This window comes from Pseudoduganella sp. jia 12 (assembly GCF_055502675.1).
The window spans coordinates 358,129-372,327 of the sequence record NZ_JBUXKP010000002.1 but is presented as its reverse complement, the minus strand read 5'-3'; the positions used below and the strand labels follow the sequence as shown (position 1 = coordinate 372,327).

Here is a 14,199-nt window from a genome sequence, read left to right as displayed (position 1 = left end):
ATTGATACTCCTTGATGCTTGGCACTGTCAGCATCTTACAGCGCCGGTGCCGTTAACGCATCTGCCCGCTGCTGCGGTGCGCCTCGCCTTGCGCTTTCTCGAGTTCCCGCAGCCGGCTCTCGAGAAAGCGCACTTCGGCGGGATCGGTGATCGTGCCGCCGGCCAGCAGGGCGCCGGCAACGGCACGTGCACTGTCGAGCTCATTCATGTCCTGCAGGATGAACAGTTCGAGCTGGCGCGCCCAGGCCGGCGCCGCCGGCGCGCGCTGCCGGATCGCCTGCGCATAACGCCGCGCCAGTACCATGTCATGCAGCCGGTGGCGGGCAACCAGGGTGGCCTGCGCCATCTCCGGCCAGCGGCGCGCCGGATCGGCGGCGAAGGCCCGCTCGACGAAGCCGAGCATGGTGCGCACGCGGCCGGGATCGGCCACGGCGGCATACACCTGCGCCGCCACGAGCGGCTGGCGGCTGTGCGGGTCGAGCGCCAGCGCCGCCTCGAGCCAGCCCGCCACGCGATCGTAGTCGAGTTCGCGCAAGGGCATGCCGGCATCGAACGCATGCAGGTACAGCAGCACGAGCCGGGCCGCTGCCGGGCCGTCGCCCAGGCTGGCCAGGCGCAGCGCCGCGGCGGGCGGGGCGGGCGGCAACGCGGTCGTCGACGCCACCGGCGGCGGCGCAACGGCATGCAGCGCACACTGCGCGGCGAGCGCCGCGAGCAACAGGGCAACGATGCCGGCGTGGGCACGGCGGGCCATCAGAATTCCTTGCGGTACAGGTCGAACAGCGCGCAGGCGCCCAACAACACGATGTAAATGGCGCTCTGCCCGGCCACGAAGCCGGCATCGGCCATGGTGCCGCTGCCGTACAGCAGCCATTCGCTGCGGGCGAACGCGTCGAGCCGTGGCAGCACGAACGCGAGCGCTTCGGTGCCGGCCGCGATGGCGCGCTGGCCCGCGTCGCCGGGCGTGCCGTGGCCGGCCACCTGCAAGGCAGTCACGCTGCGCGCCAGCAGGTAGAAGCCGGCCGTGGCGCACAGCGACGGCAGCGCGTGCTGCAGCGAGAGCGTGCAGAACACGGCGAAGGCGGCCACGATCCACAACTCGCAGAGCAGCGAGGCGGCCCACAGTGCCGCCTGCGCGGGCGGGCTCGCGCTGGCGACCAGGAGGCCGGCCACGGCGGCCGGCAGCAGCGCCAGCAGGCCGCAGCCGGCGAGCCGGCCGAGCAGCCATGTCGCGCGTGGGTACGGCAGCGCGATCATCAGCTCCACCTGCTTGTCGCCGTATTCGCGCACGATGGCGGTCACCGCGAAGATCGCCACCATGCCGGCGCCGGCGAGGCGCAGCAGTGCGGCGAGCAACGCCGTGTTCGTGGCGCGGCTCCCTGCCGGCAGCACCGCCTGGAGGAAGCCGGCCAGGCCGACGGCACCGAGCGCCAGCGCGGCCAGCAGCCAGAGCAGCCGGCTGCGCAGCGCTTCCTTCAATGTGCCGGTGGCGATCGCCAGGATGGCTGCGCCCATATCAGCTCCGCTCAACCGTCATGGCAGGCGGCCGGCGGCGACCATCCGGTTGAACAAAATGTTCGGCGACAGCCACACCACGAGATCGTCGTAAGCGCCGCCCGGCCCTGCCGGGTTGTCGCTGGCGCCGCGCGCGATATAGGCCGTACCGGCCGGGTTCAGGTTGGCTTTCTCATCGACATTGCCGGTCCCGGCATCGAGCGCGCGCACGCCCAGGTCCGAGAAGCCGCCATGGCCATTCTTGCCGGTCGAGACGATCACGGCGGGAATATCGTTCAGCGCCGTGGCCGCCACCAGGTTGCCCGCCGCATCGCGCGTGGCCACCGTGATGTCGCGCGGCGTCGCCAGCCGGAACCGCAATGCGCTGTCGGCGAAGCCGGGACTCACGCTGTACAGGTACACGCGGTGCCAGCTGTCGAGCTTGGGCATGCCCAGTGTGGCCCATGGCAGGAAGCCGGCGCGGCGCTCATTCCTGCAGCGCCCGCCGTCACGGTCTTCCAGGCCGTCCGCCGCGGAGATGGCGGGGCAGGGCAGGTGGCCGTTGCGTACCGCGAAGCCGACGAGCGCGTCGCGCGCCTCTTCCATCGCGCGCTGGGTATCGGCCACGCGGCGCTGGTCCAGCTGGGTGGACAGCGGCGTGATCAGCCCGCCGATCAGCAGGCCGACGACGACGAGCACGATCGAGATCTCGACCAGGGTGAATCCTCGGGTATTGAAAGTGGTTTTCGGGGCGGTTTTCATTGGCGGTGTTGTCGGGGTCAGGGCAGCGTGCGCGCCGCGGCCATCCTGTCGTACAGCGTCTGAAGGGGAATCGCTACGAGCAGGTCGTCGAACGGGCCGCCCGCCACCGCCGGATCAGCGGAAGCGGCCCGCTGGACGAAGCCGGTGGTGGCGCGGTCGTTGGCGATTTCGTCGAGGTTGTTCGGTGCGCCATTGGCCTGGGACAGCCCGGCAATGCTGGTGCCGAGGTTGTTGCGGCCATGCGAGTACACCACGGCCGGCGCGCATTGCGCGTAGATCAGGCATTCCTCCTGGCCAAGCTCGTAGCGCAGGGCGCCGTTGCCGTCGCGCGTTTGCACCCGCTTCGTCGCGACGGCCGACAGGCGGCGGATCGGGGCGATGGTGTATTCCGGCGTGACGCTGTAGCGCAGCCGCTTGCCCCAGCTGTCGGCGCCGTCGACGCCCAGCGCGACCCAGGGCAGGAAACCACTGCAATCGGCCTCGCTGTCGCAGGATTCGCCGCGCTCGCGCCCGTCGACGGCGGATACCGCCGGCCGCGGCAGGCGCCCATGCGTGCTGGCGAAGCCGACCAGCGCATCGCTGGCCTGGGCAAGCACGGCCAGCGTGCGCCGTTCCCGCACGCGTTCCACGTCGCTGCGACCGAACGCGGAGATGAGCAGTGCGGCAAAGCCCACGCTGCTCACGGCCAGCAGCATCAGCAGGGCGGCGCCTTGCTGGCGGCGGGGGTGGCGCAATGGGCGCAATGGGCGCAATGGGCGCAAATCAGCGCGGATTCCGGACGGCGCCATTGTTCGGGTCGTAGCTCTGGCCGGGCTTGACGAGCACCGTTCCGGCCGGCGTGTCGATGGAGACCGGGTTGCCGGGGCGATAGCGGCGCAGCGTGGTCTGATGCGGTTCATCGTCGATCCATATGGTGGCGCGGCCGTCGCTGCGGCGTACCACGCCGGTCAGGCGCACGGGTGCGGGCGGGGCGATTGGCGGGGCCAGTGCCGCAGGATCGGTCAGCGGCGGCGCGCTGGTTTCCGTGGACACGGCCGGGGTGGTGTCGCGGTTGCGTTCCCGGCTCATCCGCTCTTCCGGCGTCGTGAACAGGCGCCCGAGGGCCGGTTCCCTGTACTGGGCGGCGGCGTGCGGCAGGGCGGCCGCGGCGACGACGGCCAGCAGCACGGCAAGGGGGCGCGGAATTCCGGGGCGTGACATCATCGGGCCGCTCCGCCGGCCCGCGGGCCCGGGGTCAGCGTCAGCCAGTTCAGCGTGCAGTCGGACGACAGGGTAGCCGGCCTGGCGCCGGCCTCCGCGCTGGCCGTGCGCCGCAGCGTGCACTGCTCCACGGTGAACACGCCATGCTGGCGCAGGTCGCCCAGGAAGTGGAACAGGTCCAGCTCGTGCAGCATGTCCATGTGCAGGGTCATCCGGCTGCCGCGCAACTGGTAGTCGCCGGTAGCCAGCTTGCCTTCGAGCTTGTAGGGCTGCTGCGGATCGATCTCGTAGGTCAGCGGCAAGAGCCGGCGGTTCTCGTTGATCCTGCGGATCGCGTCGACCCAGTCGAGGCGGTTTTCCATTCCCACGAAGTGGCGGCGGCGCAGGTCGACGAACAGCGGCTGGTAGGCGCGGATCTCCTGTTTTTCCGACTCCGCATAGAGGAAGCGGCTGCGCGCGGCGTCGCGCTGGGCATGTGCCGTCTGCTCATCCCGGCGTGCCTGGCCGAGCTGGAGGTGGCTCGCCAGCACGCAGGTGAAGCTGATGCCCGCCGTGATGACGAACGTGGTGACGGCCGGCCGGATCAGCGCGAAGTCGCGTACCCAGAAGGGCAGCGGCAGGAGTGCCCGGCCCGACTGCCCGGGGGAGCGGGAACTCATGGATTCCATGTCATGTCCAGTGTGAACTTGTTTTGCCCCTGGCCGGGGACGGGGGCGCCGACCGCGCCGGAGAGCTTGACGGTGGGGCGGATGTCGAACGGCAGCTGCACGATCTCCACCGACATGTTCGGCATTTCCGCCAGCCGCTGCGCGAAGGCGTTCATCGCGCCCAGCACCTTGCGGTAGTCATCCGGCGCCGACAGCACCTCGGCCTGCACGCGCAGCGTTTGCGGTGGCGCCTTGGGAATGCCCAGCGCGAGCGACGAGGTGGGCGCGGCGAGGGCCGGCGTGCCGGGTCCGGCGTCCGCAGCCGGGCCGCTCGCCGCGCCCGGCACGACGGCTTTCCAGTCGAGCTGCAGGATGCGGATCTGCGGCGACCCTTCGAGCGCCGTGCTGACCATGCTCATCATCGCCATCGGCCACGGCCCCTGCTTCACGACCGTGCGTTCGATCGACACGGCGGCGCGCATGTTCGCCGTCTTGTCGGCCGCGGGCGGCATGCTCGACATGCTGCGGGCGTAATTGGCCCGGTAATGTGCCGTTTCGGATCGGAACGCCGCGGCGCTGTCGTGCGCCAGCGCGTAGCTGGCCAGGTTCAGGACCGACCAGATCACGCCGGCCGTCGCCAGCACCGCGCTGGACGCATAGAGCGACAGCCTGGCCTGCAGCAGGCGGTAATAATTTCCCGCGTCCCCGGTCGGGAAGTGGCTGGCCGGCGCATGCCGGCCGAGCAGCGACAGCAGCATCGGTTCGGCCACGTGGGCCGGTACGCCCGGCGCCGACGGGGACACGCCGAGCGCCGTCGCCGCCGTTTCGAGCGGCACGATGTGGTAGATCGTTTCCGCGCCGTTCTCGCAGGTGGCGACCAGGCCATCCACCTGGTCCGCGGCCGCCAGCACCACCACGTGCAGCACGTCGCCCCGGTCGAGCAGCCGTACGCTGTGCAGGAATTGCTGCGTCCTGCCTGTATGCGCCGCGAATGCGTCCACGGCCTGATCTTCGGGCTTGGCCTGCACGAGGCGTGAAAACTTCACGATGCCGCTGCGGAAATAGGTCTGGCGCAAGCCGCCCGTATGCCAGCTGACCAGCAGCACGTGGCCGTGCCGTATCGACAGCCGCTGCAGCACTTCGCGGCCCAGCATGGCGCACGAGTAGATGCCTGCAAGGGGTGTCTGCATCAGCTCCATGGCGTCCACCCACGGCGTCAGCAGCAGCGGGTTGGTCAGTGCGGTGAACAGCACTTCGTCGTCGCGCCGGCCCTCGGTGCTGCGCCCCTGCACGATGGCGGAACGGTAAGGCGTGTCGCGGTAATGCTGCGTGAGGCGCCGCTCGCGCAGCGTGCGCCCCGCGCGGCCGCGCACGTGGGGCAGCAGCAGGCGCGTGTAGTCCTCCTCGATCAGGTCGGTCAACAGGTAGCAGGGCCGGCTGCCATGCGCGTCGAGGTAGGCCAGAAAATCGTTCAGCCCGGCCCGCGTGGCAGGGAAGATGCGAGGGCCGATCAGCGTGTTGCGCTGCAATTGCCAGGCATGCAGCTGGTCGCTGGTGAGGTAGAAAAGCTGTTTCGCCAACATGTCAGATCCTGATCGCGGAGATCGTGTCGTAGATCGGGCCGAGCACGGACAGCATGATCCAGCCCAGCAGCAGGCCGAGCACCACCGTCATGGTCGGTTCGATCATGGCCTGTACCCGTTCGATCTGTTCGCGCACTTCGCGGTTGTAGAAGTACGCCACGTTGCGCAGGGCGCCATCGAGCGCCCCGGTGGCCTCACCCACCTTCAGCATGCGCACCACCAGCGGCGGAAACAGGCCGGTGTGGCCGAAGGCGCCGCTGACGCTGTGGCCTTCGGAAATGAGCTGGGCAACGCGGCGCAGCGCCGCCGCCACCGCGCGGTTGCCGGCGATGCCCTCGGAGAGCCGGATGCATTCCAGAATGGTGATGCCCGAGCCATACATCATCGCGAAGAACGTGGCAAAGCGGGCCAGGATGATCTTGTGCAGCACCGGGCCCACCGGCCAGGCGCGCAACTTGACGCGGTCGAACGCGAACGCGGCGCGCTCGTTGCGCCGCAGCCACCAGCGGCCGCCGAACCACAGTGCGAGCGGCGCGGCCAGCAGCAGGAGCCAGTAGTCGATGAACACGTTCGACACGGCGATCAGCACGCGCGTGTGCAGCGGCAGTTCCTGGCCCATGTTGCGGATGAAGCTCGTCAGCTGCGGCACCAGGTAGATCATCAGGAAAAACGTGACGGCCGTGACCACCACGAAGACGATGGCGGGATACGTGACGATCTTCTTCGCCTGCGCGGCCAGCTCGTCCTGCCATTTCAGGCTGTCGGCCAGGTTGCGGAACACTTCGTTGACCTTGCCGCTTTCCTCGCCGGCCCGCACCAGGCTCGTGAACGTCCTGTCGAACGCTTCGGGGTAGTTGTCCAGCGCATCCGACAGCGGCACGCCGCCCTCGATGTTCTCGATCAGGTCGGTGATGATCTCGCGGAAGCGCGGATGGTCCATCGATTCGCGCAGGTCGTTCAGGGCGTCGAGGATCGGCACGCCGGCGCTGGCCATCTGCTCCATGTGGAAGCAGAAGTTGATCAGGTCGCGGCGGTCGATGCTGCGTCGGCCGAACGCGATCACTTTCTGGCGCGACTGCCGGTAGTCGATCAGGTCCAGCTCCATGCGGTGCAGGCGCAGTTCCAGGTCGGGCACGTTCAGCGCGTCCATGTTGCCCGGCACGATCTGCCCGGCCGCATCCATCGCGCGGTAGATATACTGCGGCATGTCAGGCCAGCCTGTCGGTCAGGTCCACCACGCGCGAGATCTCCTCGATGGTGGTCACGCCCTGCAGCACGCGGCGCATGCCGTCGTCGACCAGCGAGCGGAAGCCGGCCGCGCGGGCGGCGGCGCGCAGCTCGCGCACCGCGGCGCGGCGCGCCACGAGTTCATCGAGTTCGGCGTTCATCTTCAGCAGCTCCAGGATCGCCACGCGGCCCTTGTAGCCCTGGTGGGCGCAGCGCTGGCAGCCCACTGCCCGGTAGATGGTCGCAGGCGCATCCTCCTCGTCCAGGCCCAATAGCCGGCGTTCCAGCTCATCCGCCTCGCTCCCTTCCCTGCAGTGCATGCACAGGCGGCGCACGAGGCGCTGGGCGATGATGCCGATGATGTTCCCCGCCAGCACATCGGCGATGACGCCGATGTCCAGCAGCCGGGGAATCGCGCCCACGGCCGAATTGGTGTGCAGCGTCGAGTACACCTGGTGGCCCGTCATGGCGGCGGCCAGCGCCATGTCGGCCGTTTCCTTGTCGCGGATCTCGCCGACCAGGATCACGTCCGGGTCCTGGCGCAGGATCGAGCGGATGCCGTCCGCGAAGCCCAGCTTGGCCGACTCGTTGACCGACGTCTGCCGGATCATGTTCATCGGGTATTCGACCGGGTCTTCGAGCGTCATGATGTTGACGCCCTCCGTGTTGATATGGTTCAGGATCGAATACAGCGTGGTGGTCTTGCCGCTGCCGGTGGGACCGGTCACGAGGATCAGGCCGTCCGGCCGCGCGATCATCAGTCTCAGCAGGTCGAGCTCGTGCTCGGCCAGTCCCAGTCCATCGAGCGGCACGATGCCCTTCTGGCGGTCGAGCACGCGCAGCACGAAGTTTTCGCCGTGCGTGGTGGGCTGCGCGCTGGCGCGAAAGTCGATCTGCCGCCCGGAGAACTTGATGGCGATGCGGCCATCCTGCGGCGCCCGCGTCTCGGCGATGTTCATGTTGGAGATGACCTTGAGCCGCACGGCCATCGCCGGCCAGTACGACTTGTGCAGGCTGCGGATCTGGCGCAGGATGCCGTCGATGCGGTAGCGGATGCGCAGGAAGCTCTGCTCCGGTTCGAAGTGCACGTCGGAAGCGCCGTTCTGCACCGCATCGGCCAGCAGCGCATCGATCAGCCGCACCATCGGGTGGCTGTATTCGTCGGACGTGCCCTGGTACGATACGTCGCCCGTTTCGATCTCGTGCAGGATGCCGTCGATCGACAGTTCGAATCCGTAGTACTGGTCGATCGCGCGCGCGATATCGGAATCGTTGACGAGCAGCGGCGTGATCGTGATGCCCTTGACCAGCATCGCGTGGATCTGGTCCAGCGCCACGATATTGCTGGTATTGGACATGGCCAGCACGAGGTTGTCCTTGTCGCGCTCGTACACGATCGGAAACACGCTGTAGCGCTTGGCGACATCCTTGGGAATGAGTTTCAACGCGATCGCGTCGACCACCAGGCTGTTCAGATCCGCCGACTGCGTGTTGAGGTTTTCCGACAGCGCTTCGCGGATCGTGGCTTCGGTCACGAAGCCCATGCCCACCAGCAGCTTGCCGAGCGGTTCGCGCTCGCGCTTCTGTTCGATAAGCGCGATGCGCAGCTGGTCTTCGCTGATGACGCCCTTGTCGATCAGCAGCTTGCCGATCGGCTGTTTGACCCGTTCCGCCATCGTGCTCAGTTCCCCGCGGCGGGCGGCGTGGCCTGCGGCGCAGGTGCCGGCGCAGGTGCCGGCCCGGCGGCTGGCGTGGCCGGCGCCGTGCCGCCGAGTTCCTGCAGCCGCCGCTGCGCGGCCGTGCGGTCGAAAGCGGCGCCGCCACCGGCGGACAGGGCAAGCGCACGCGCGTAGTAATCGCGCGCCAGGCGTCCCTGGTTCAGCCGGTCGAGTCCCACGGCCAGGTTGAATGCATAGTCGGCATTGGCGGGCGCCGCGGTCCAGGCGCGGAAGTAGGCACCCTGCGCTTCCTGCCAGCGCCCCTGGCGCGCATACAGGTTGCCCAGCGCGAAGTGCACGGGCGCCGCGTCGGGATTGCCGCGCAGGGCGCCCTTGAGTTGTATCTCCGCACGCTCGCCACCGCCTCCCGGCCGCAGTGCGGTCAGCCCGGCGATCGCGTCGGCGTCGTTCGGGTCGAGCGCCTGCAGGCGGTTGTAGTGGCTGGCGGCATCTTCGTTGCGCCGTTCGCGCAGGGCGACGGCCGCACTGCCGAGCAGCGCGTCGCGGTTGTTGGGGTCGTCGCGCAGCGCGGCGGTATAGCGCTGGCGCGCGGTCGCCAGGTCGCCGGCGCCGAAGGCCGCATAGGCGGCCTGCACGGCGGGACTGATGCCGGGCACGGAGGCGCTGCGCGTCACCTGCACGTCGCCGCCGGGAGCGGATGGCGAGGACGATGCGGACAGCGCAGAAGGCGCGGCGGCGAACCCGGGATCGGCGGCGGGCATGCCGGCGCCCGGGGATTGCTGGCGCAGCGCGCGATCGGCCTGTTCGGCCGCGATCCGCATGGCTTCGGCGCGCACCTCGGGGTCTTCGATGGCGGCCAGCTCGGCCGGTGTCGGCCCGGCGGGGGGCTGGTTGCGCTGGCCGCGCGCCGCCGGTGCGGCAGCAGCAGCGCGCGCCGGCGCCGCCGGGGTGGCAGCCGGCGGCTCGCGCATGGCCGGCTGCGCAGGTGCGGCGGCCGACTGCGGCAATGCGGTGGTGTCGGCTGCTTCGAGCGCGCCGAGCGGCCCGAACGGTGGGCCGGCAGGGGGCACGACGATGCCGCCGTCGCCGCCCTGGAGGGCACCCGTCGCGCCGGTGGCGCTCGGCGGCGGCATCGGCACCATCGGCAGGCTCGCACCCGGCCCGGGGCCGCTGATGCCCTGCCAGTACAGGTAGCTGAACGTGCCGGCAACGATCACGAGGAGGGCACCCAGGCCGGCCACGCGCAGCCGGCCCAAGTCGATGCCGGTCACCTTGTCGGCCTGCGCGCCTGCGGTGCGCGGCATGGCCCGGCGTTCAGGGGCGCCAGGGCCGCGGCGCTCGCCCATGCCCGCGCTGGCCGGGCGGGGCGCCGCGCGCGCATCGGTGACGGGAATGTCCGCGGGATCGGCAGCGGGACGCGTGCCCTCGTGGCGCGCTTGCGGCGGCACCGGATTATGCGATGCTTCGACGGCCGGCTGGATGGGCGGCGGCGGCTCGCTGCGCACGGGCGGCTCGCTGCGAGCCGGTGGCTCGGTGCGCACGGGCGGCTCGTTGCGTGCCGGTGGCTCGGTGTGTGCCGGCGCCGGGCGCTCGTCGAGCGGCTCCAGGCTCAGTTCCAGCGGCCCGCCCGCCGGCGATGCCGGCACGTAGGGCTCAGGCATGGCAGGCCCGTGCGGGCCGGGAACGCCGTCGTCCGTGAGCTCGCCGGGCTGCTTGCTGTCGCGCTCTCCCGGCCGTGCTTCGGTCTCGTACGCGCCGTCCGGCACGTCCTCTTCCTGGAGGCCGCCTTGCCGTGCGCGCTCGGCTTTCTTCAATGCTTGCATCAGAAGGCTCATCGCGACTGTCCCGGCGAAGTGGATCCATAAGGTTGCCGGTTCAGCGGTTCCTTGCCCGGCAGCAGATAACGCAAATCCTTGTAGTCGCCTTCCATGCTGGCATCGCGCACCACGACGGCGCGCAGGAAGATCACCAGCTCGGTCTTCGACACGTTCTCGTTGCGGTAGGACAGCAGGTTGCCGAGCAGCGGGACGCGCGTCAGCAGGGGCAGGCCATCCTTGGCATTGTCGACGGAATCCTGCATCAGGCCGCCCATCACGGCCGTCTGCCCGCTGTGCAGTTTCATCACCGACTCCAGTTCGCGCGCCTGGATCACCGGCACCTTGCTGACCACGCCGGCACGCTTGAGTTCGGGATTCGGGTCTTCCACCTCGTCGACGATGCGCGTGATGGTGGGCCGCACGTTCAGCGTCACTTCGCCCTCGTCGGAGATCTGCGGCGTCACGCTCATCACGAAGCCGACCGGCACGGTTTCCACCCGCGATTCATACGTGGCCGGCGACGCCACCCCGCCGGAGGAGTTGGTGACGGCCGGGGTGACCTTCACCGTGAAGAAAATGCTGTTGTCGACGACCTTCAGCAGCGCCGTCTGGTTGTTCAACACGGAAAGCTTCGGGCTCGACAGCACCTGCACCTTGCCATACGATTCCAGCAGCTGGATCGCCGTGCTGATGTTGCCGATGGCGCTCATCGGATTGAAGTAGGTGAGGCTGAACATGCCGCCGTCGATGGCACTCGTGCCGGTCAGCGGCCTCACCGCGAGGTCGGGATTGCCCTGCCCGAAGATCGCGCCGCCGCTGGCCATGCGCTGCCAGTTGATGCCCTGCTGGTACTGGTCGGACAGCCGCACTTCCAGGATCGTGGCCTCGATCATCACCTGCCGCTTGGCCGACGCCTGCAATGTATCGAGGAATTCGCGCACCTTGTCGTGCTGGCGGCTGCTGGCCCGCACGGTGACGATGCCGCCTTCCGGATTGACGATCACGGATGGCGCGACGCGCTGTGCCGCCGCGCGCCCCTGCGCCGCCGAAGCCTGCGCGCCAGGATAGGGATAGTTCGGATCGGCCGGCTGCGTGGCACCGCCGGCAGGCGTGAACGCCGGCTGGTAGGCGCCCTGCGGCATGCCGGGCATGCCGGCCTGCCCGGGCTGCTGGCCGCCGCCCTGGCCAATGCCCGGCGCCATGGCCTGGCCGGGCTGCTGGCCCTGGGCCTGCTGGCTCATCGCGGTCGTCTGTTCGCGCAATTGCGCGAGCGGGTCGGCCAGCGGGTCGTTCAGGTTCGTCGGCCGCAGCATGTCGCGGATGTTCTTCTCGAGGTTGTACCAGAAGTTGTTGTCGGCCCGGTTGGCCACCGACGTCGTCGAATTGTTGCTGCCCGAAGCGAGCGCGTTGCCGGCGGAGGAAATCGTGCCCGTGCCGGTATTCGATCCCGTGGTGCCGGTTGCCCCGCCCGGCGTGCCCGTCGTCGAGATCTGGGTGGCGATGCTGACGTTGCTGTTCGTGGCACGCGCGATGTTCACGTAATCGATGCGGTAATTGCGCCAGTGCGGCTCGTCCGGCAACACCAGCAGCGTGCCGCCATCGATCTCGTAGCGCATGTCCACCTGCCTGGCGATCCGGTCCAGCAGTTGCTGCAAGGTCTGGTCGAGCGCGTTCAACGTGACCGTGCCGGCGATGGCCGGATGCACGTCGACATTCATGCCGGCATCGCGTGCCAGCGCGAACAGCACCGACTCGACCGGCGCGCGGTGCACGGTGACGCTGAATGTCTCGGCCCGCTTGGCCGGCTGCGGGGGCGGCAGTGCGACGCTCTGCTGCACCGGGTCGGGAATCGCCCCGGCCGCGCGCGGCGCCTCGGTAACGTGGGCCGGCGACACGGGCAGCTTGGGCGCGGCGCATGCGCCGAGCAGGGAACAAATCATGGTTGCCGCGACTTTCTTCATCGATCTGTTTGCCGGTAGTGAGTTTGCAGGGGCGATAATAATCTTACAAATTGGACGGATGTGCAAATACGCGCCTCGCCTCAGGGCATGGATGGCAATGCCAGCCACGCCCCGATCGCCAGCGCCGCCAGGCCCAGGGCCGCTGCCGCTGCGGTTATGGCTGTGGCAAGGAGGCGCGCCGGACGTGGCTTCGGGGAGGTGCGCGCGAATCCGCATTCGCGTTCGGCCTGGCGCACATGGCGTTCCTGCACGGCCGATGCGTCGTCCGCATAGGCCGCCAGCAGCGCCTTGTCCGCGAGGATGTTGATGCGACGAATGATACCGCGTGAGGCGCTTGCGATGCGCCGCGTTGCCGCGGCAGTAAACAGCGACCCTTCGTCATGGCCCGCGGCGCGCAGCCGGAACGCCAGGAACGCGCCCACCTGGTCGGGAGGCAGGGCGGGCACGAAGAAGCTGTGCGTGATGCGCTCTGCCAGCTGGCGCATGCGCGGCAGGGCCAGGTGGGCGTCCAGCTCGGGCTGGCCGAACAGCACGATCTGCAGCAGCTTGTGGCGCGCGGTTTCCAGGTTCGTCAACAGGCGCACCGCTTCCAGCGAATCGAGCGGCATCGCCTGCGCTTCTTCCACGAGCACCACCACCTGCCGCCCCGCCGCGTGCCGGGCGATCAGTTCGTCGTTCAGCTGGCGCAGGACCTGGTCGCCGCGCCAGCCCGACGCATCGAGCCCCAGTTCGGCGGCGATCGCAAAGGGTACTTCGCCCGGCGCCAGCGTGGGGTTGACCAGCCAGAGCACGTCCACATGCGGCGGCAGGCGGCGCTCGAGCATCCGGCACAGCATCGTCTTGCCGCTGCCGACCTCGCCGGTGACCTTGACGATGCCTTCGCCCTGGGCGACCGCGTACAGCAGGGCCGCCAGCATGTCGCCACGGGTATTGCCGCCGTAAAAGAAGGCGGGGTCGGGCGTGATCGAGAACGGCGCCCGGCGCAGGCCGAAGTGGGTAAAGTACATGTCAGGCGACCGCGCTCAGGAAGGCGCGCTCGAGGTCGCCGGCACTGCCCATGCCAGGGGCGTCGGCGGAATCGGCGCTACCCGTGGACCCCGCCGCGAACCGCGCGATGCACTCCGCCGGCGTGCCGGCGAAACGGATGCGCCCGGCGTGCAGGATGGCGATGCGGTCGCACAGCTCGCCGATGTCGGCCAGCGCATGCGAAGTGAGCAGTACGGCCGCACCGGCCGTGCGCCTTGCCAGGACGGCCTGCTTGAACAGCGCGCGCGCCTTCGGGTCCAGGCCGCTGGCCGGCTCGTCGAGCACGTACAGGCGCTTGTCGAGCAGCAGCGTGGCGGCCAGGCCCAGTTTCTGGGTCATGCCTTTGGAGTAGTGGCGGGCGGTCAGGCGCAACGCGGCGGCATCGAGTTCCAGCGCGTCGAGCATCGCATGCGTGGCGGCCGGGTCCGGCCGCTGGCCGTGCAGGGCCAGCACATGGGCGAGGAATTCGGCGCCGGTCAGGTGCGCGGGCGGATTGAACCGTTCCGGAAGGTAGGCCAGCGGCCGGCGGGCGGCCGGCCGCGCATGGGGCACGCCGAAGATGGCGATCTCGCCACTGTCGGGCGCGCAGAAGTCGAGCAGGCAGCGCAGCAGCGTGGTCTTGCCGGCACCGTTCACGCCGGCCAGGCCCAGGATCTCGCCGGACGCCAGCGCCAGGTCGACGCCGTCGAGCACGGCGCGGCTACCCTGGCGTCTGGCAACAAGGCGGAAGCACAAGGCGGGTTCGGGCATTCGATGATGGTTTTGCATTGACGATCCGTCACTGTAGCAAAGAACCGACGCCG

13 protein-coding genes are annotated in these 14,199 nt (G+C 69.4%); all 13 read right to left on the bottom strand.

Going from position 1 to position 14,199, the window contains the following annotated elements; all coding sequences use genetic code 11:
• Positions 1–52: 52 nt before the first annotated feature.
• Positions 53–754, bottom strand: coding sequence for a hypothetical protein (locus ACY65G_RS04720; RefSeq protein ID WP_464996200.1), 702 nt, complete (start codon positions 752–754; stop codon positions 53–55).
• On the bottom strand, positions 754–1,515 hold the full coding sequence (locus ACY65G_RS04715) for an ABC transporter permease (RefSeq protein WP_464996199.1): 762 nt from the start codon (positions 1,513–1,515) through the stop codon (positions 754–756). Before ACY65G_RS04715 ends, ACY65G_RS04720 begins: the two co-directional genes overlap by 1 nt.
• Positions 1,516–1,533: 18 nt before the next feature.
• Entirely contained in the window at positions 1,534–2,256 is a 723-nt protein-coding gene (locus ACY65G_RS04710) for a prepilin-type N-terminal cleavage/methylation domain-containing protein (RefSeq protein ID WP_464996198.1), read from the bottom strand.
• A 17-nt stretch (positions 2,257–2,273) separates the two neighbouring features.
• Positions 2,274–2,990 (bottom strand): hypothetical protein, encoded by a 717-nt coding sequence (locus ACY65G_RS04705; RefSeq protein WP_464996197.1) that lies wholly within the window; start codon positions 2,988–2,990, stop codon positions 2,274–2,276.
• Positions 2,991–3,018: 28 nt separating this feature from the next.
• Positions 3,019–3,459, bottom strand: a complete 441-nt coding sequence (locus tag ACY65G_RS04700) for a hypothetical protein (protein WP_464996196.1) — start codon at positions 3,457–3,459, stop codon at positions 3,019–3,021.
• On the bottom strand, positions 3,456–4,115 hold the full coding sequence (locus ACY65G_RS04695; RefSeq protein WP_464996195.1) for a hypothetical protein: 660 nt from the start codon (positions 4,113–4,115) through the stop codon (positions 3,456–3,458). Before ACY65G_RS04695 ends, ACY65G_RS04700 begins: the two co-directional genes overlap by 4 nt.
• Positions 4,112–5,686, bottom strand: a complete 1,575-nt coding sequence (locus ACY65G_RS04690) for a hypothetical protein (protein ID WP_464996194.1) — start codon at positions 5,684–5,686, stop codon at positions 4,112–4,114. Before ACY65G_RS04690 ends, ACY65G_RS04695 begins: the two co-directional genes overlap by 4 nt.
• Before the next feature lies 1 nt (position 5,687).
• Positions 5,688–6,893: a type II secretion system F family protein gene (locus ACY65G_RS04685; protein WP_464996193.1), complete on the bottom strand. Its 1,206-nt coding sequence runs from the start codon at positions 6,891–6,893 to the stop codon at positions 5,688–5,690.
• Position 6,894: 1 nt separating this feature from the next.
• Positions 6,895–8,589 carry a GspE/PulE family protein gene (locus tag ACY65G_RS04680; protein ID WP_464996192.1) on the bottom strand — a complete coding sequence of 565 codons (1,695 nt, stop codon included), beginning with the start codon at positions 8,587–8,589 and terminating at the stop codon, positions 6,895–6,897.
• A gap of 5 nt (positions 8,590–8,594) precedes the next feature.
• Positions 8,595–10,427 carry a tetratricopeptide repeat protein gene (locus ACY65G_RS04675; RefSeq protein ID WP_464996191.1) on the bottom strand — a complete coding sequence of 611 codons (1,833 nt, stop codon included), beginning with the start codon at positions 10,425–10,427 and terminating at the stop codon, positions 8,595–8,597.
• Positions 10,424–12,349, bottom strand: coding sequence for a pilus (MSHA type) biogenesis protein MshL (gene mshL / locus ACY65G_RS04670; RefSeq protein WP_464996190.1), 1,926 nt, complete (start codon positions 12,347–12,349; stop codon positions 10,424–10,426). The genes ACY65G_RS04675 and mshL overlap by 4 nt, the downstream gene beginning before the upstream one ends.
• 101 nt (positions 12,350–12,450) lie before the next feature.
• Complete coding sequence (locus ACY65G_RS04665; protein ID WP_464996189.1) at positions 12,451–13,377, bottom strand: ExeA family protein; 927 nt, start codon at positions 13,375–13,377, stop codon at positions 12,451–12,453.
• A gap of 1 nt (position 13,378) precedes the next feature.
• Positions 13,379–14,146, bottom strand: coding sequence for an ABC transporter ATP-binding protein (locus ACY65G_RS04660; protein WP_464996188.1), 768 nt, complete (start codon positions 14,144–14,146; stop codon positions 13,379–13,381).
• Between the last annotated feature and the right edge of the window lie 53 nt (positions 14,147–14,199).

Bases quoted from the DNA above. Each gene is read 5' to 3' on its own strand.
- ACY65G_RS04715 (WP_464996199.1), bottom strand. From the start codon at position 1,515: ATGGGCGCAGCCATCCTGGCGATCGCCACCGGCACATTGAAGGAAGCG.
- ACY65G_RS04685 (WP_464996193.1), bottom strand. From the start codon at position 6,893: ATGCCGCAGTATATCTACCGCGCGATGGATGCGGCCGGGCAGATCGTG.
- ACY65G_RS04660 (WP_464996188.1), bottom strand. From the start codon at position 14,146: ATGCCCGAACCCGCCTTGTGCTTCCGCCTTGTTGCCAGACGCCAGGGT.
- ACY65G_RS04695 (WP_464996195.1), bottom strand. From the start codon at position 4,115: ATGAGTTCCCGCTCCCCCGGGCAGTCGGGCCGGGCACTCCTGCCGCTG.
- ACY65G_RS04690 (WP_464996194.1), bottom strand. From the start codon at position 5,686: ATGTTGGCGAAACAGCTTTTCTACCTCACCAGCGACCAGCTGCATGCC.
- ACY65G_RS04720 (WP_464996200.1), bottom strand. From the start codon at position 754: ATGGCCCGCCGTGCCCACGCCGGCATCGTTGCCCTGTTGCTCGCGGCG.
- ACY65G_RS04675 (WP_464996191.1), bottom strand. From the start codon at position 10,427: ATGAGCCTTCTGATGCAAGCATTGAAGAAAGCCGAGCGCGCACGGCAA.
- ACY65G_RS04710 (WP_464996198.1), bottom strand. From the start codon at position 2,256: ATGAAAACCGCCCCGAAAACCACTTTCAATACCCGAGGATTCACCCTG.
- ACY65G_RS04680 (WP_464996192.1), bottom strand. From the start codon at position 8,589: ATGGCGGAACGGGTCAAACAGCCGATCGGCAAGCTGCTGATCGACAAG.
- mshL (WP_464996190.1), bottom strand. From the start codon at position 12,349: ATGATTTGTTCCCTGCTCGGCGCATGCGCCGCGCCCAAGCTGCCCGTG.
- ACY65G_RS04700 (WP_464996196.1), bottom strand. From the start codon at position 3,459: ATGATGTCACGCCCCGGAATTCCGCGCCCCCTTGCCGTGCTGCTGGCC.
- ACY65G_RS04665 (WP_464996189.1), bottom strand. From the start codon at position 13,377: ATGTACTTTACCCACTTCGGCCTGCGCCGGGCGCCGTTCTCGATCACG.